This is a genomic window from Corynebacterium aquilae DSM 44791, assembly GCF_001941445.1.
Taxonomy (GTDB): domain Bacteria; phylum Actinomycetota; class Actinomycetes; order Mycobacteriales; family Mycobacteriaceae; genus Corynebacterium; species Corynebacterium aquilae.
The window spans coordinates 1527377-1544881 of the sequence record NZ_CP009245.1 but is presented as its reverse complement, the minus strand read 5'-3'; the positions used below and the strand labels follow the sequence as shown (position 1 = coordinate 1544881).

The following is a 17505-nucleotide window of genomic DNA, read 5'->3' as shown; positions in this document are numbered from 1 at the left end:
GGCTCAGTGTAGTCGGCGCTGGGTGTGCGCCGGCTCATGCCACTCGGAGTGCGCCGGAGGAGTTTTCCAGCCGTGCGGGAGCAGCGCTGCAGCGAGCAGGCGCCTGTTAAGGGTTGAAGGAAAACTTCGACGCGGCGTCCGGTCGGTAAGGAGAGCCGACAGCTTGGCTGCCGTTGCCTGGGGCTGATCCCGTTGCGGGGATATCGCCGCGGGATCAACGGCATTGAACATCATTCGAAGTGTGCTGTGGTGAGGGAAAACAAGTAAAGCAAATGATTGATGGGGAATTGATTAAGAAAAAACATGCGCGTGCGCTGGCGTATTGCACTACCGAAGGATTTAAGGAACACTAGTGTTGTCAAAAACCTTTGACCACCGCTACCGCACGCGCGCACCCGAGGGGTGCACCGCAACACAATCGCGACGGCATTCGACTCCAGCCCCACGCGCACGAAACCAGTGCCGTGCCTGCCGAAGGCTGTCGCCCGTGCCCGCACCGCCGAGTGCAGCGCGCGCGGCGGTTTTGACGGCGTCAACAGCAAGGAAGGAGTTGAGCTGGCAGTGAGCACCCAAGGAGCCAATCGCACCGTTGAGGGCGACACCCGCCAGGCAATTCTGCGCACCCTGCTGACCAGCGGCCCCCTGACCACCGCGGACATCAGTTCGCGCCTGGGGCTAGCCGCTGCCGGCGTGAGGCGTCACCTCGACAACCTCACCTGGGAAGAACTCGTCGAAACCTGCCCCGCCCGCCAACCCAACAAGGGGCGCGGGCGCCCGGCTAAAGCCTTTAGGCTAACCGTGAAAGGTCGCGACCGCTTCGGCCACGACTACGACTCCCTGGCGAGCCTGGCAGTGGAAACACTGCGGGAAACCGGCGGGGAAAAAGCGGTGAAAGAATTTGCGCGCAAACGAGTGAAAAAAATTCTTCAGGAAGTCAACGAGGCGGTCGACACCGAATCGCTGACACCGGAAGAAAAAGCCCAACGCATCGCCGATGTGCTCTCCCGGCACGGCTACGCCGCCGAGGTGCGCGCCACCGACAGGGGAGTGCAGCTATGCCAGCATCACTGCCCCATCAGTGAAGTGGCTAGCGCCCACCCGGAGTTGTGCGAAGCAGAACATGAAGCCCTTGCTGAACTGTTCGGCCAGCACATTCAACCCCTGGCGTCGATCGCTGACGGACACGACATTTGCACCACGCATATTCCCGCAAAGGTCAACGGGAATCTGATTCCCCTGACGCCCATCACCCATACTCCTTAAACGAAGGGAGCGCCTACGTGACTAGAGCTGCTGACAAGGTCGCCGACGCGCCACGCACTGACGACGAAATCATCGAGTCCATTGGTGCCTACAACTACGGTTGGCACGACTCCGATGCCGCCGGTGCGGCCGCACAGCGTGGCCTGAGCCGAGATGTCGTCGCCGACATCTCCGCCAAGAAGAACGAACCCGAGTGGATGCTCAACAACCGCCTCAAGGCCCTGGAGATCTTCGAAAAGAAGCCCATGCCGACCTGGGGCGCCGACCTGTCGGGCATCGACTTCGACAACATCAAATACTTCGTTCGTTCCACCGAGAAGCAGGCAACCAGCTGGGAAGAGCTTCCGGAGGATATTAAAAACACCTACGACAAACTCGGTATCCCGGAGGCGGAAAAGCAGCGCCTGGTCGCCGGTGTTGCAGCTCAGTACGAGTCCGAGGTGGTCTACCACCAGATCCGCGAGGACCTGGAAAAGCAGGGCGTGATCTTCCTCGACACCGACTCCGCACTCAAAGAACACCCCGAGCTGTTCAAGGAATACTTCGGCACCGTCATCCCCGCCGGTGACAACAAGTTCTCCGCGTTGAACACCGCCGTGTGGTCCGGTGGCTCCTTCATCTACGTGCCCAAGGGCGTGCACGTCGATATTCCGCTGCAGGCCTACTTCCGCATCAACACGGAAAACATGGGCCAGTTCGAGCGCACCCTGATCATCGTCGACGAAGACGCCTACGTGCACTACGTCGAGGGCTGCACCGCTCCGATCTACAAGTCCGACTCCCTGCACTCCGCAGTCGTCGAAATCATCGTGAAAAAGGGTGGCCGCTGCCGCTACACCACGATCCAGAACTGGTCGAACAACGTCTACAACCTGGTCACCAAGCGCACCAAGTGCGAAGAGGGCGCCACCATGGAATGGGTCGATGGCAACATCGGCTCCAAGGTGACCATGAAATACCCGGCCGTGTGGATGACCGGCCCGCACGCCAAGGGCGAGGTGCTGTCCGTGGCGTTCGCCGGCGAAGGCCAGTTCCAGGACACCGGCGCAAAAATGGTGCACATGGCACCGCACACCTCCTCCAACATCGTGTCCAAGTCCGTCGCCCGTGGCGGTGGACGCGCCGCCTACCGCGGTCTCGTCCAGGTCAATAAGGACGCACACCACTCCACCTCCAACGTCGAATGCGACGCGCTGCTGGTGGACAACATCTCGCGGTCGGACACCTACCCCTACAACGACATCCGCAACGACCACGTCTCCCTGGGCCACGAAGCAACCGTGTCGCAGGTCAGCGAAGACCAGCTGTTCTACCTGATGAGCCGCGGTGTCGCCGAAGACGAAGCGATGGCGATGATCGTTCGCGGCTTCGTCGAGCCGATCGCCAAGGAGCTGCCGATGGAGTACGCCCTCGAGCTCAACCGACTCATTGAACTTCAGATGGAAGGATCGGTGGGCTAAAAAAGTGACCACCCCAGAAATCACTCCCGTAAAAAACGCCACCTACCACAACAACAAAGGTGACCTGTTCACCTCCTTCGATGTCAACGACTTCGAGGTGCCCCGTGGACGCGACGAGGTATGGCGCTTCGTGCCGCTGCGCAGGCTGCGTGGCCTGCACGACGGAACCTTCGCACCCGCCGAAGGCCCCGACGTCGTCGTCGACGTGCCTGAGGGCGTAGACGGCGTCACCGTCGAAAAGCTCGCCAAGGGCGACGCACGCCTGGGCCGCGCCGGCGGAGCCGTCGACCGCATCGGCGCACAAGCCTGGAGCAGCGCCCCCGGCGGTCAGCTGGTTCACATCGCCAAGGGTGTGTCCGTTGACCAGCCCATCACCATCACCGTCACCGGCAAAGGCCCGGACGTCACCACCTTCGGCGCCCTGGTCATCGAGCTGGAAGAAGGCGCAGAAGCCTTCGTCAACCTCCACTTCGTCGGAACCGGCACCCACGCAGACAACCACGAGTACTTAGTCGGCGATAACGCCCGCCTCACCGTCGTCGTCCACGAGGACTGGGACGACGATGCTGTGCACTGCGCCGGTGAACGCGCCATCCTCGGCCGCGATTCCGTCTTCCGCCACACCGTGGCCTGCTTCGGCGGTGGCGTTGTCCGCAACGTCCCCCAGGTGAAGTTCACCGAGCCCGGTGGCGACGCCGAACTGCTGGGCGTCTACTTCGCCGACGATGGACAGTTCTTCGAACAGCGCCTGCTGGTCGACCACGCCGTCCCGAACTGCCGCTCCAACGTCATGTACAAGGGCGCTTTGCAGGCCGATCCGGACTCCGACAAGCCGGAGGCCCGCACCGCCTGGGTCGGCGACGTGCTGATCCGCTCCAACGCCCAAGGCACCGACACCTACGAAGTGAACCGCAACCTGGTGCTCACCGAGGGTGCGCGCGCTGATGCGGTTCCCAACCTGGAAATCGAAACCGGTGAAATCGCCGGCGCCGGTCACGCCGCCACCGTCGGACGCTTCGACGACGAGCAGCTGTTCTACATGCTCTCCCGCGGTATCCCCGCCGACGCGGCCCGCCGCCTCATCGTGCGTGGCTTCTTCTCTGAGGTCATCGGCCGTATCCCGGTAGCTTCACTGCGCGAAAAGCTTGAAGACCGCATCGCCGAAGAACTCGAAAACACCCCGCTGTAAACCGGATTTCCATCCTTAAAACTCATAAAGCTAAGGACTTTTCAACCGCTATGAGCACCCTCGAAATCAAAAACCTGCACGCACAGGTGCGCCCCACCGAAGACGGCGCCGAGCCCAAGCAAATCCTCAAGGGCGTCAACCTGACCATCAACTCCGGTGAGACCCACGCCATCATGGGCCCCAACGGCTCCGGCAAGTCCACCCTGTCCTACACCATCGCCGGACACCCCAAGTACGAAGTCACCGAAGGTGAAGTTCTGCTCGACGGCGTCAACCTGCTCGACCTTGACGTCGACGAGCGCGCCCGCGCCGGCCTGTTCCTCGCCATGCAGTACCCGGTCGAGGTTCCCGGCGTGTCCATGGCTAACTTCCTGCGCACCGCCGCCACCGCCGTGCGTGGTGAGGCTCCGAAGCTGCGCGACTGGGTCAAAGAAGTTCGCGAAGCCCAGGAAGAACTGTCCATCGACAAGGCCTTCTCCGAGCGTTCCGTCAACGAAGGTTTCTCCGGTGGCGAAAAGAAGCGCCACGAAGTTCTGCAGCTGGGCCTGCTGAAGCCGAAGTTCGCCGTGCTTGACGAGACCGACTCCGGCCTGGACGTCGACGCTTTGCGCGTCGTGTCCGAAGGCATCAACAAATACAAGGAGCGCAACAACGGTGGCGTGCTAATGATCACCCACTACAAGCGCATCCTGAACTACGTCCACCCCGACTACGTGCACGTGTTCGCCGACGGCAAGATCGTCACCTCCGGCGGTCCGGAACTCGCCGACGAGCTCGAGGCACACGGTTACGACCGCTTCCTGTGATGACGTACCCCACCCCGGCATACGACCTGGACGCGGTGCGTGCTCAATTCCCCATCCTGAGTCGCACGGTTCGTGGCGGAAAAACGCTGGCCTACCTCGATTCCGGGGCCACCAGCCAACGTCCGCTGCCCGTGTGGGAAGCTGAGCGCGACTTCGTGCTCGGCTGCAACGCCCCGGTGCATCGCGGCGCCTACGAGATGGCTGAGGAAGCAACCGACGCCTATGAATCGGCCCGGCTAGCCATCGCACGGTTCATTGGGGCCGACGACGATGAAATCGCGTTCACCATGAACGCAACCCACGCGCTCAATGAAATCTCCTACGTGTTGGGTGATTCCCGCGCAGGCGCGTTGGCGGTCGGCGAAGGCGACACCGTTGTGGTCAGCGAGCTCGAACACCACGCGAACCTGGTTCCGTGGCAAGAGCTGTGCCGGCGCACTGGTGCCACCCTGAAGTGGTACACCGCAACCCCGGATGGGCGCATCGACCTCGACTCCCTCGAACTCGATGACAGTGTCAAGGTCGTGGCCGTGACTCACCAGTCCAACGTGACCGGTGCGGTCACGGATGTGGCCGAGGTGGTGCGTCGGGCCCGCGCGGTCGACGCGCTCGTCGTGCTGGATGCCTGCCAATCGGTGCCTCACATGAGCGTCGATGTGCGCGCTTTGGACGTGGACTTTATGGCTTTTTCTGGCCATAAAATGTGCGGCCCGAGCGGGGTGGGAGTCCTGTACGGGAAACGATCCTTGCTGAAGCAGCTTCCGCCGTTTCTCACTGGTGGCTCCATGATTGAGATCGTGAAGATGGAGTCGTCCACCTACGCGCCTCCGCCGCAACGCTTTGAGGCGGGAACCCAAATGACCAGCCAGGTTGTCGGTTTGGGGGCGGCGGTAAACTACCTCACCGAGTTGGGGATGGATAACATCGCCGCTCATGAGCACGCCTTGGTCGAGCATGCGCTGGAGGCCTTGCAGGCCATCGACGGGGTCCGCATCGTCGGCCCTCGTGATATGCACCTGCGCGGCTCTGCCGTAAGCTTCGTTCTCGATGGAGTGCACCCGCACGACATGGGTCAGGTGCTCGACGACGAGGGCGTCGCAATTCGCGTCGGTCATCACTGCGCCTGGCCGGCACACCGTGCACTCGATGCACAGGCCACAGCGCGCGCCTCGTTCTACCTCTACAACACTCACGAAGAGGTCGAACGTCTCGCGGCCGCGGTGGCCCGCGCCAAGGAGTTTTTCAGCCTGTAACCGCAGGTTCTTTCACGATTCCTTCCATAGGTTCCGGCTTCCTGGGGTCTATGGAGGGATTATTTTCAAGGAGGATTGTTGAACCTCGAAGCGATGTACCAGGAAGTGATCCTGGATCACTACCGCCACCCCTCACATGCGGGACTCAAAGACGACTTTGATGCAGAAGTTCATCACGTCAACACCTCCTGTGGCGACGAGCTGACCCTGCGCGTGCTGCTCGACGAGTCCGGCGAGACGGTCAAGGATATTTCCTACGACGCCACCGGCTGTTCGATCAGCCAGGCATCCACCAGCGTGATGGCCGATGAGATCGTAGGTCTTCCCGTTGGTGAAGCGATGGAAAAGCTGGCCGCTTTCGAAGAGATGGTCACCTCCCGTGGCCAGATCGAGGGCGATCCGGAGGTCATCGGTGACGGTGTCGCCTTCGGCGGTGTCTCTAAGTACCCGGCCCGTGTGAAATGCGCGTTGTTGGGATGGAAAGCCTTCCAGGCCGCCACGAGTGATGCATTAGAGTCCCGCGAAGACGCTTAAGGCTAGTAGTCCTTCTAGTCCTTAGCCCATAATTTTTCTTTCACCCTACGAGAGGTGGCTTTTATGTCGAATGAGACGAATCCCGAGCAGGAGCCCACTGCGGGTTCTGCCATGGAAGACCGCACCGCTGAGCGCGCAGCCGCTGCGGAGTTGGTCAAGCCTGAGCAAAGCGAAGCTGATGAGGCTCGCGCCTTTGACGTCGAAGAGTACATGCGCGATGTGATCGACCCCGAGCTGGGCATCAACGTTGTCGATCTGGGTTTGGTCTATGACATTTGGATCCACAACGGTGATGAAGCCGTCGTTGAGATGACGTTGACCTCTCCTGCCTGTCCGCTGACGGATGTGCTGGAGGATCAAGCAGAGCAGGCTGTGGTGGGTAACAAAGCAGCCAGCAAGCTGACGATCAAGTGGGTGTGGAATCCGCCGTGGACCCCGGCGATGATCACCGAGGATGGTCGCGAGCAGCTGCGCGCCCTCGGTTTCTCCGTGTAGTTCGTCGTCACGCTTTTAGGCAACCCGTTTTCACCTCTTGTGGTGAGGGCGGGTTGTTTGCGTTGTGCGGTCTGTGACGAGCCACGGTTGGCAAAGGGTGACCTGTGACGCATGTGATGGGTGGGTTTTCACTAATCGGGGGTAATCGTTGTCAATAAGACCCAAGGCTAACAGGGGAAAAGTGGGAGGTAATTTGCCCAAAAGATGATGGCAAAAGTGCTATCGGGGGTGGTTGATTTTCACTCCCCATTGACTGCATTTTCACTATATTGCAAACGTTTTCAACTGTTTGTAGCCTGTGCGTATTGACACCTGTTCTCATTACTGAAATCAGGTGAAAAAGACCCTTTGGCCACCCTCTTTCGCTTCGGCTTGACCACAAAGGACACGCATGTCGCACCCTAAATCACCCCCCGGCGCGCGCACCCCCATCGGGCGCGCCCACCGCATTGTCATCGCCATCCTCGCAGCAGTGGGACTGGTTGCCTTCAACGCCACCGCAGCCCATGCCAGCACAGTTGAGCTCTCCGACGGGCACGTTGACGCCTTTACGGTGGCTGCCCAGGGCACAGAGCTCAGCCTCGAAGTCAAGGAAGACATCACGGGTCTCGGAGTGCGCCACCGTCCCGAAGACGTCGTATTGCGGGTGAATGACGCGGCCTTGTCCAGCGACCTGGCTGCCCAGCCGGAGATCGGCACTTCCGGCTACTTGCTGCCACTAACTCAGCAGCCCGGCTTGCTGTGGCCCGGCTGGGACACCCTGGAGGTCTCGGGCACTGGGTTCAACGCCATCGACATTGTCTTTGACAACGTCTCCGGCCCCGGCAAGGTTTTCCTGTTCTCCCAGAAGAACTTCAGCCAGGACCTGGTCCCACTTTTGAGCGACGGCCGACTCGAATTGACGAGCGGTAGCGTACGGCACCAGGCGGAACCCGCTCACACCCACGCCTATTGGATGTTCACCGAACCCGGCATCTACACCATGGATGTGCGGGCAGAAGGTGACGGGCCGGCCGGTAAGGCTACTAGCGCTACGCATCGTTACACCTGGGCGGTAGGCTCTGCCGCCACCCCGGGCGACAATCCGACGGCGCCGGGCGTGCAGGCTCCCTCTCCGCAGCGCCCCAACCCTGCTCCGAACCCTGGTGGGGCAGAATTCACCAAGACTCCTACCACTACAACCACCACCACGACGGTGACTCCCACTGTCACGCAGCAGCCGGGGCGCAGCGAATCCGGGTCCTCCGGCAGCTCCGGGTCCTCCGACGATGGCACCGGCGGGATGCGAGCGATCGCCGAAACTGGTGGCGTTGCCGCAAACGATCAGTGCCAGGCGCGCCCCACCACCGGCGCCGGCCTGAAGGCAGTGGTCAAGGATGATTCGGTGCACCCGGCCGTGTATCGGGATCCGGCCAGCCTCACTTTTGCGCTCGGTGAGAACTCGAAGAGCACCATCAACACCACCATCGGTGGCATTGCGGCGGGAAGCACCGTGTACAGCATCGGCGCAACGCAGGTGCAGGGAGTCCCGTGGTTGGGCGCCAACACCATGGATGAAGCCTTGCTCAACGCAACCACCGGTGACGTCACTTTCGAGCTGACCAGCTTTAGCGGGCCGGGCAGCATGGAGGTTTTCACCAGTGGAAACTTCGGCAATGTTGTTGGCACGACATGGTTTAGTGGCGCGAACAATACTCCCCGCGGTTCGATCGCTATCAGGCGCAATACCCACGTCCACCCGAACTGGCTCTTTACCCAGCCGGGCGTGTACACCTTGGGCCTGCGCCAGACCGCTACCCGCACCGACGGCACCCCCATCTCCGCCGACACCACCTTGCGGTTTGCTGTGGGCAGCAGCCAAGGCATCACCAACGGTCACTTTGACCTTGGCTCCACCGTGGTCAGCGCAGGCGCGACCGCCTACACCCTGCCCGACGGCACCGCCTGCACCCCTTCGGCGGGCGGGGCAGCCCCAGGCGCCGGCGGGACTACCGGCACCAACAACCAAGCGTCTAACAGCAGCCTGGCTGCCACCGGCGTCAGCCAAACGTGGGTGGCCCTCATCGTGGCGGCTTTGGGCCTGCTCGGACTGGGAGCTGCCCTGATCCACGCCGCCACCCACGGTGGCTTGAAAATCCTGGGAGTGAAAGGCATCAAGTGACCACCCGTCGCTTCCTGACTGCTACCGCACGGGCAGTGGTTGTGGGACTGTCGGCGCTCGCAGTGGTCAGTTGTCACGCTGCGGAGGCGGCCCGGATTCCTACGCAGAAGGAACCCGAGACGTTGAGCATCGTGGCGACCACCCCGCTGATCGCCGACATGGTGGAAAATATCGCCGGTGATCGCGCAGTGGTGACCTCACTGATCCCATTGGGGGCGGATCCGCACACCTTTGAACCCGGTCTCAAAGCTGTGCGGGACACCGCCCATGCGGACGCTGTATTCACCAATGGGCTGCTGTTAGAGCAGCAGTCGCTGACCCGCACGATTGCTCACACCGCTTCTCCCAACACCCCAGTCGTAGCCCTCGCGGAACAACTACCTCGGTACGGTGGCGCTCTTTTGCCCCTGGTAGAGGACAACACCCTTGACACGGTGTGGTTGGGCTTGCGAGTTATCGCTGATTCGGGTCGTACTGACGTGGCCAGCGGGCGGATGCGCATCAATGCTCAAGCCGCTGACACCCCACCCGGCGCAGCACTTGTTGCCTACACCACCAGCACCTTCGGCGCCCCCGAAGTGGTGGTGGACAGCCGGGATAGTGCACAGCACACCGATATTCCGCTCGATGCCCACACACACCTGTCCTGGGCGGCAACCGCCCCGGGGTACTACAGCATGACTTTCGCTGCTGCGGCGGGCGAGTCGGCTGGAGTTGTGGCATCTGGTGGCGCCCCGCAGCGCCAGTACGTGCCCGTAGCTTCCGGCACTGTGAACTTTGCGGTTGGCGTCGATCCTTATGGCCACCCCGCGGTGTCTGGCACCACACCTCATGTAGCTGATGCCGGACATTTGGATATCACCGTCGATGAAGGGCAACACACCATCACCTTGGTTGGCGACCCAGAGGCTCCACATGCGCCCCGACCGGTTTTCGACCCAGCTCAGGCCGTGATTTCTGTGCCAGCTAAAACGCTGACGCCGATTCCACCCGGCCCCGAATACCGCTTTTTGTACACCCAAAACAATCCACAGGAAGCCGCTGAACCGCACCCGCAACCCGCCGCCACAGGGTGGCGTGCGTGGCTTAGCAAGCTCACCGGAAACCGGGGACAACAACAGGTGTACATGCTGCGTCAAGCGGTCGTTGGCAAACATGTGCACGGCGACACGGACCCCCACGCTTGGCTCGACGCCAACAACGGCGAAGCCTACGCGCAAGCAATCGCTGCCACCCTCAGCGATATCGACCCCGACAACGCGGCCTACTACCAATCCCGGCTGAGTCGCTACCGCGCCCAAATACAGGCCGCCGACGCTTCATTGTTTGCGGCCGTGGCCAGCGTTGATCCAGCGCGTCGCAACATGGTCACCACCCACGACGGCTACGGCTACCTGGCCGAACGCTATGGGCTCAAAGTTGCCGGGGTGATTTCCCCGAATGCGGAAACCGAGCCATCACCACGCGATGTGGCAGCGGTGTCCAGCGCCCTGCGGGATCTCAAAGTGCCGGCGGTGTTCATTGAACCCCAGGCAACTGCGCATCACGCAACACTGATCCGCATCGCAGCAGACAACGAGGTTGCGACATGTCCGATTTTTGGCGACACACTCAGCCCCGATGATGGCGTGAACTCCTACCTGGATGTGCTCACCGCTGACGCCGAGAGCATCCGCTCCTGCCTTATCAGCCCGCCACAAACCATCCACGACAACACCTCCAACGACTAAGAAATCAACGCAAGGACACTCACCACCCATGTCTTTCACATCACTAGCAACCCCCTCCCGCTGGGCCAGCGCCCTGGCAGCTATTGGAGCCGCAAGCGCGCTGACTCTCAGCAGCCCGGTCGTGGTTCAAGCCCAAACCGACCCGGCGCTCGTGCAAACCGTCGATGCGAATGAGCAGATCGCGGCTGCCGGAAACCCAGTTGCAGTCGTTGCGGGGCATTTCGATTTCGGCCCGGTCGTTAGTGAAGGAAAGTCCCAGATCTTGATCCGTGACGACTCGGTGCACCCTCCCGTGTGGCGGCACCCCAATGACACGGTCTTCGTCCTCGGCGACGAAGCCAAGCAGACACTGCCGGGCGGTGGCGACTATGGATTCGTTGCTGCCCCGGCCGGCGCGGAAGTGTGGGCGATTCCCCAAAACCAAATCGCGGACGTTCCCTGGTTGGGGTGGAACACCCAGGCCCCCAGCTTTTTGGAAACTAACCCTCAAGGCTTAACGCTCACCGTCGACCACCACACCGGCCCCGGCGCGTTTAGTCTTTTCGTGCAATCCGGTGGTTTCGCGGCACCGCAGGCTTTGGTAGACGCCACCAAGCCGCTGCCCCAAAACATGTGGATCGAGCCGAATACTCACGTGCACGCCAACTGGGTGTTCACCGAGCCTGGTTCCCATGTACTTGACATCACCGCCACCCCCAACAACGCGGACGGAAGCAGCGGAGAGCCGATTCATGCGACGCTGCGTTTCGCAGTCGGTGGAGCGGATATGCAGCAAACCCTGGAGGCAAAAAGCGAGTTCGTGCCGGGGCACACGCCGCAGGCTGCAAGCGATACCCAACAGGGTCTGGCCCCGAATACCGCCAGCCCGACCCAACCCGACACCCCCGAAGCTGCCGCCACCAGCAGCTCATCCCAGACCTCGTTGCTAGCCGGTGTTGTCTTCGCTGTCGGAGCACTCGTACTCATCATTGCTGCGGTGGTGTGGGCGCGGGCGAAAAACCACCGGGCACACGCCGCCCAATCCGCTAACCAGCAGCAGCCGGGCGCAGGGGAGTAGCTGCCATGACCGCCCCCACCAACAGTAACACCCGCTCGAAAGCTTCCTGCTTCGTCGACGGTGTGCATGTTCGACTGGGTGGCCGGGATGTTCTCACCGACATCACGGTTGATTTCGCCCCCGGCGAACTCGTCGGATTGATCGGCCCCAATGGTGCCGGCAAAACCACCCTTCTGCGGTGTCTCAGCGGTGCCATCGCACCTCGGCGGGGAACCGTGCATTGCCCCCGCCGGGCCGTCGGATATGTCCCGCAGCGGGCACACGTCGCCTGGGATTTCCCCATCAGTGTTTTCCAGGCGGTCCTCAACGGCCGCGCCCACCTACACAAATTCCGCCCTGCCGGGCGCGCCGACTACGAGCACGCCCACCAGGCCCTGGCACGCACCGCGATGGCGGAGCTCGCGGACCGCAGCATCGCAGAATTATCCGGCGGCCAACGGCAGCGGGTACTCATCGCGCGGGCCTTGGCATGCAACCCGCGCGTGCTGTTACTCGACGAGCCGCTGACCGGGCTGGACGTTCCCAACCAAGAAATGCTCGGCGACCTAGTCAAACAACTCTCCCACGGTGGCACCACGATCATCATGGCCACCCACGACCTGGGGCAGGCAGTCGACCTGTGCGACAAGCTCCTGATTCTCAAAGGCACAGTTCATGCCTACGCGCCCCCACAAGACCTGAAAGATCCCGAGCTATGGCAACGGGTCTTCGGCGTCAGCGCGGACGCCGCCCTGCTGCGCACCGTAGGAGCCCGCACATGATTACCCCCATCGACTTTTTGGCAGACCTAGCCAACCCGCAGCTGGCTTTCCTGCCCCAAGCACTCCTCGTCGCCGTACTCTCCGCAATTCTCTGCGGAATCGTCGGAACGCTGGTGGTGCTGCGCGGCATGGCTTTTATCGGTGACGCCGTCGCCCACGCAGTCTTTCCCGGACTCGCCATTGCCTTCATCACCGGCGGTTCCCTGCTCCTCGGCGGCGCAGCCGCCGGTATCAGCGTCGCGATCATCATCGCCATCGTCGCCCACCGCAAGGCAGTTGCCCACGACTCGGCCATCGGAATCTTTTTCGCCGCAGCTTTTGCCATCGGGCTGGTGATTCTGGCGAAAACCCCCACCTACACAGCCAACGTCACCAGCTTCCTGTTTGGATCCATCACCGGTGTATCGCCGACGGACATCCTGGTCACCGCAGCCGCCCTGATCATCACCATCGCGACACTACTGATTTTCGGCAGGCTCATCATCGCAGTCAGCCTCGACCGGGAAACCTCGGCGGCACTCGGAATCCCCGTGCTGCTTGTCGACATGGTGCTCTACACCATCATCGCCACCACCGTCGTCGTCAGCGTTCGGACCGTAGGAAACATCCTCGTGCTGGCACTGTTGGTGACCCCTGCGGCGACCGCCCGAATCCTGCACAAGCGACTCATCCCCATGATGCTGTCCGCAGCTGCCATCGGAAGCTTCAGCGCCCTCGTCGGCCTGTATCTTTCCTGGGCACTTGACATCCCCACAGGGGCGACCATCGTGCTGGTAGCCACAGCAATCTTCTTGCTGGCCTGGGCAGCTGGGCCCCTGATCACCACCTTGGCGCGCACCAAGCGCACTCCAACTACCCGCAGCCCACAGGCGCACACAGACCACAGTCGCACACAGCCCGCAGCCGACTCGGAGCAACCACATCCCGACCCAGGCACAGAAGCGCCCCAACCCACCACCCGATACCCAGCCCATACTCAGGCCGTCGAACGACAACACGCCTAAGCGAAAACAACCCGGCCCCTGAACTTCCAAAACAAACGAGGACACACCACACCATGCACACCCCCCACACGCCCCAACGGCGGCTGGCGCGCGCAACCATGGCAGTCATCGCTGCACTCGCGCTCGGCATCGCCCAGGCGCCGGCCATCAACGCCGACCCGGCACCTGCAACTGAACACCGACCAGGAAGCAGATCTGACGAAGTACACGTCCCCGCCGACGTCACAATCGACGGAAAAGCCCACCCCTGCGCCGACAAAAACCTCCTCTATGGCGCCCACATCGACGCCACCTACATCACCCGCCACCAGGGCAAGCTCGCCATCATGACGGTGGACGGCACCGAAGTCGTCCCCTCGGAAAGTTCCTGCATGCGCCTGGCCCCCTTCGGCCACAACGGCAAAGAAGTCTCCCGCATGGTGGTCCCTGATGACCCCGCCTTGAGCTTCCTCGGCAAACCCGGCACCATCCTGTGGCACGCCCCCTTCACCTACTACCTCGGACACATTCCCATCTGGGCCGGCTTCGGCGCATTCGACCAACACCACGAGTGGAAAGTTCCCAACGACTTTGTCGGCAACGGCATCGACCTCGAACTCGTGGACTTCTCCGGCCCCGGAGACATGGAAATCTTCAACTACATCTCCGGATGGAAAACCCCGCGCCGACACTTCAGCTCCCGCACCCAGAAAAAGACCACCATCGACGTCGGTGGACACGGCCACTACGACTGGACCTTCAGCAAGCCAGGCATTTACGCACTGACCTGGCAAGCAACCGGCCGCCACTACGACGGAACCATCGAACGAAGCGAACCGACCACCCAATACTGGCTCGTCGGCACCGATGAACAGGTTCACCTCCCCAAAGGCACCACCCGAGGGTTGACCAGCATCAGCTACACCGCCGAAGATGCCCGCAAAGACATGGGCCTCAAAGCTCCCTCCGACGACCCCGTACCAACACCACAACCCAAAGACATCCCGCCGACTGCTGACACGGAAGCCATCCAAAGGCAAGCCGACAACGCCTTCTACGAGGAAGACCCCGACGGCATCATTTCCCGCGGCACCGCAACCGCCAACCTTTCCTGGAGCGAAGGAAGCCAAAAGCCCACGCTCACCAACACCAGCGTCGACCCCACCGACAACTTCGGCAGCTACCCAGTCCTGGAAATCCCCGACAGCACCGTCACCTGTGTCGACCCAGCTGACCCCTACCTAGGATCCTGGGTCAGAGACACCGGAAGTCGGGCAATGTATCTTTCGCCCGCCCGCGCCACCAACGGCGCCCCGTCTTTCGGTGTGGACACCACCGGCATCGACTACGATGCCCTTGAATCCGGATCCAAGGCCAGCCTGTCTGTCGCATTTGAAGGCCCCGTCGGTGGCTACTACATCGGAGGAATCGACAACGGACAAGGCTTTATCCCAGTAGCCAAAAACGGCGGTGGCTCCAACCGCAGCTTCATGTTCCCAGAAAAAGGCGTCTACCCCACCCAGTACGGCTTCAGCACCCCCGGCGTCTACACCGCAACGCCCACCTTCCGGGTTGAAAAGCAAGAAAACACCTTCATGTCGGCCGGTACCGAATGGGTCTTCCTTGTCGGCAACGAAGCAATCAACGCTTGGCGAAAGAAAAATGGTCAATCCGAGATGCTGCCCACCGGAGGCGACCGCAGCTGTGGCGATCGGACAATCTCTGGCGCAAACCCCTTCTACTACCCCCAGCTTCCTGGAGTAGAAGACCAGCCACTGCCCGAACCTGAACCGACCGTAGCCCCAGAACCTCAGCCTGAGCCGAAGCCGGAGCCCGCACCGTCGAGCACCAAGAAGGAAGAACCAGCGCCCAAGCCTGACCCGAAGCCGGAGCCCGCACCGTCGAGCACCAAGAAGGAAGAACCAGCGCCCAAGCCTGACCCGAAGCCGGAGCCCGCACCGTCGAGCACCAAGAAGGAAGAACCAGCGCCCAAGCCTGACCCGAAGCCGGAGCCCGCACCGTCGAGCACCAAGAAGGAACAGCCTGCGCCGAAGCCTGATCCGAAGCCGGAGCCCGCGCCGTCGAGCACCAAGAAGGAACAGCCTGCGCCGAAGCCTGACCCGAAGCCGGAGCCCCAACCTGCACCAACCATTACGCAACCGGCTCCGCAGCCTGCACCGTCACCAAGTGCAGCCCAGCAGGATTTCTTGGCGCTATGGGGTTCTCAGACCCCGGATGCTGTCATCACCCAGGGGCACATGGACTTGGCGTTGATTGATGACCCTCAAAGTGCAAACAAGAAGACGGTACTCATTGATGACGCTATCCCGTCCGCTCAGCAATTGCGCCCAAGTGGTAGCTTCGTCATCCTCGTGCCGGAAAAGACGCGCGGAGAAATGCCCCCGGCAATCGTCAATTACGCGAATGATTTTGCCGGAGAAGGTTGGTACCTGCCGCAGGTTCAAGACAGTGGACTCCCGTGGGTGGGATTCTCCACTGACCGTTCTGATTACTCCAGCATCAATGGCGAAGGTGTGACCGTTTCGCTGAAAGAATTCACCGGTCCAGGACGCATGATCACGGGTCACATGGACTTCCTTGGAAAGTTCACCCCAGGCTTGGACTCCGCCAACTCCTCTGCGGTGATCAGGTACCAAACCGGCTCCCACGATCACCAATACTTCCTGTTCAACAAACCCGGAGCTTATCGTGCAGTACTGAACTACTCCTGGACTGATGTGAACGGCACCAGCCATAGCGAGCCCCTGGAAGTTTTCTTTGCGGTGGGACGCCACCATGACAAAGCAGCACGCGAACTAGTGGCCGCGGGTGGTTTGCCCCCGACCGCACCGAACCCCACGCAGCCGTCCGTCGTCGTGCCCGCGCCGGAGGATCCTGCTGTGCCTGAAGATCCCGCCGCCCCGACGCCGACCGCTGTCCGACCCGGCGCTCCAGTTACGCCGGGTGTTCCTAGCCAGCCGACCTTGCGGCCAACGGCCACGGTTGCGCCTACTCAACCTGCGCCTTCGAAGGCTCAGGGGATCCGACCGGTAGAAACCCAAACCACCACCTCAAGCGTTGTTAAGGCCCCGGATTCTAGTGCCTCAAGCTCTAGTGACGGAGACAGCTGGAGTATGTCTGCTGTGTCTGGTCTGCTCAGTGTGGTTGTTGCTTTGGTGAAGGTGATCAACACCGTTAGCGCTCAGTTCGGAAATCTTTTAGCTCACTTGCTCGAATTGGTTGGCCTTGGTCCCGCGGCGAAAAACGTGGTCGTGACGGCTACCGCAACTGCTGCTCCAGTCACGGTGAATGCCGCCCCTGGTGGTGGCGGTGGTCAGGAACCGACCCCTGAAGGGCAGCGTTCCAATGGATCCATTTCGGTTCCTGTGTCTTCCGGGTCGTCGCTTTCTCGGCCAGCGGCCGCTGTCGCTGGCCCGGCACCGGCACCGGCAGCAACAGTAGAGACCCAGGGTGCTCAAGAGGGTAAACCGGCCGTTATTCCGCTGGCTGCAACGTCCGAGTCTGCTGCCCAGGCACTTCCGTTGACCCCGGTAGACGGTCAGGAAGCACCGGCGGCTCTGGCTGCACCGCATAATCAAGCAAGCGAAAAAGAGTTGGAAAGCATCCGTAATGCTTCCAACAGCAGCTACATGGAGGGAGTCCTGGTTGGGGTTGGTGTGATGGCAATGCTGGGGGCTGTCCTGATTGTCGGCAGCACGCTGTATTCCACTCGTCGCCGCTGATACGCATCGACGCTCAACGAACTCCTTAGCTTTTGGCGCCCCGCAGGCGAGTTTTCAGCTCACCGGTGGG

13 protein-coding genes are annotated in these 17505 nt (G+C 61.7%); all 13 read left to right on the top strand.

Features of this window, described 5'->3' with window-relative positions; genetic code table 11:
• The first annotated feature begins 561 nt into the window (after positions 1-561).
• The 13 genes from CAQU_RS06490 (at position 562) to CAQU_RS06430 (ending at position 17435) form a co-directional block, all read left to right on the top strand.
• Entirely contained in the window at positions 562-1263 is a 702-nt protein-coding gene (locus CAQU_RS06490; protein WP_075728481.1) for a helix-turn-helix transcriptional regulator, read from the top strand.
• Between the two features lie 17 nt (positions 1264-1280).
• Positions 1281-2723 (top strand): Fe-S cluster assembly protein SufB, encoded by a 1443-nt coding sequence (gene sufB, locus CAQU_RS06485; protein WP_075726254.1) that lies wholly within the window; start codon positions 1281-1283, stop codon positions 2721-2723.
• 4 nt (positions 2724-2727) lie between these two features.
• Entirely contained in the window at positions 2728-3912 is a 1185-nt protein-coding gene (sufD, locus tag CAQU_RS06480; RefSeq protein ID WP_075726252.1) for a Fe-S cluster assembly protein SufD, read from the top strand.
• A gap of 50 nt (positions 3913-3962) precedes the next feature.
• The gene (sufC, locus tag CAQU_RS06475) at positions 3963-4718 is read left to right on the top strand and encodes a Fe-S cluster assembly ATPase SufC (protein ID WP_075726250.1); all 756 of its coding nucleotides are present in this window, start codon (positions 3963-3965) and stop codon (positions 4716-4718) included.
• Complete coding sequence (locus tag CAQU_RS06470) at positions 4718-5971, top strand: cysteine desulfurase (RefSeq protein WP_075726248.1); 1254 nt, start codon at positions 4718-4720, stop codon at positions 5969-5971. The genes sufC and CAQU_RS06470 overlap by 1 nt, the downstream gene beginning before the upstream one ends.
• 78 nt (positions 5972-6049) lie before the next feature.
• Positions 6050-6505, top strand: a complete 456-nt coding sequence (gene sufU / locus CAQU_RS06465) for a Fe-S cluster assembly sulfur transfer protein SufU (protein WP_075726246.1) — start codon at positions 6050-6052, stop codon at positions 6503-6505.
• A gap of 111 nt (positions 6506-6616) precedes the next feature.
• Positions 6617-7000, top strand: coding sequence for a metal-sulfur cluster assembly factor (locus CAQU_RS06460; RefSeq protein ID WP_075728479.1), 384 nt, complete (start codon positions 6617-6619; stop codon positions 6998-7000).
• A gap of 391 nt (positions 7001-7391) precedes the next feature.
• Complete coding sequence (locus tag CAQU_RS06455; protein WP_075726244.1) at positions 7392-9161, top strand: TIGR03773 family transporter-associated surface protein; 1770 nt, start codon at positions 7392-7394, stop codon at positions 9159-9161.
• The gene (locus CAQU_RS06450; protein WP_157108933.1) at positions 9158-10891 is read left to right on the top strand and encodes a metal ABC transporter solute-binding protein, Zn/Mn family; all 1734 of its coding nucleotides are present in this window, start codon (positions 9158-9160) and stop codon (positions 10889-10891) included. The genes CAQU_RS06455 and CAQU_RS06450 overlap by 4 nt, the downstream gene beginning before the upstream one ends.
• Positions 10892-10919: 28 nt before the next feature.
• Entirely contained in the window at positions 10920-11948 is a 1029-nt protein-coding gene (locus CAQU_RS06445; RefSeq protein WP_075726242.1) for a choice-of-anchor M domain-containing protein, read from the top strand.
• A 5-nt stretch (positions 11949-11953) separates the two neighbouring features.
• A complete protein-coding gene (locus CAQU_RS06440; protein WP_075726240.1) occupies positions 11954-12709 on the top strand; it encodes an anchored repeat-type ABC transporter ATP-binding subunit in 756 nt (251 codons plus the stop codon).
• On the top strand, positions 12706-13713 hold the full coding sequence (locus CAQU_RS06435; RefSeq protein WP_075726238.1) for an anchored repeat-type ABC transporter permease subunit: 1008 nt from the start codon (positions 12706-12708) through the stop codon (positions 13711-13713). Before CAQU_RS06440 ends, CAQU_RS06435 begins: the two co-directional genes overlap by 4 nt.
• Positions 13714-13766: 53 nt before the next feature.
• Positions 13767-17435: a choice-of-anchor M domain-containing protein gene (locus CAQU_RS06430; RefSeq protein ID WP_075726236.1), complete on the top strand. Its 3669-nt coding sequence runs from the start codon at positions 13767-13769 to the stop codon at positions 17433-17435.
• Positions 17436-17505: the final 70 nt, after the last annotated feature.

Excerpts from the sequence above, each read along its gene's own strand:
- sufC (WP_075726250.1), top strand. The coding sequence starts at position 3,963 with ATGAGCACCCTCGAAATCAAAAACCTGCACGCACAGGTGCGCCCCACC.
- CAQU_RS06460 (WP_075728479.1), top strand. The coding sequence starts at position 6,617 with ATGGAAGACCGCACCGCTGAGCGCGCAGCCGCTGCGGAGTTGGTCAAG.
- CAQU_RS06430 (WP_075726236.1), top strand. The coding sequence starts at position 13,767 with ATGCACACCCCCCACACGCCCCAACGGCGGCTGGCGCGCGCAACCATG.
- CAQU_RS06435 (WP_075726238.1), top strand. The coding sequence starts at position 12,706 with ATGATTACCCCCATCGACTTTTTGGCAGACCTAGCCAACCCGCAGCTG.
- CAQU_RS06445 (WP_075726242.1), top strand. The coding sequence starts at position 10,920 with ATGTCTTTCACATCACTAGCAACCCCCTCCCGCTGGGCCAGCGCCCTG.
- CAQU_RS06440 (WP_075726240.1), top strand. The coding sequence starts at position 11,954 with ATGACCGCCCCCACCAACAGTAACACCCGCTCGAAAGCTTCCTGCTTC.
- CAQU_RS06455 (WP_075726244.1), top strand. The coding sequence starts at position 7,392 with ATGTCGCACCCTAAATCACCCCCCGGCGCGCGCACCCCCATCGGGCGC.
- CAQU_RS06470 (WP_075726248.1), top strand. The coding sequence starts at position 4,718 with ATGACGTACCCCACCCCGGCATACGACCTGGACGCGGTGCGTGCTCAA.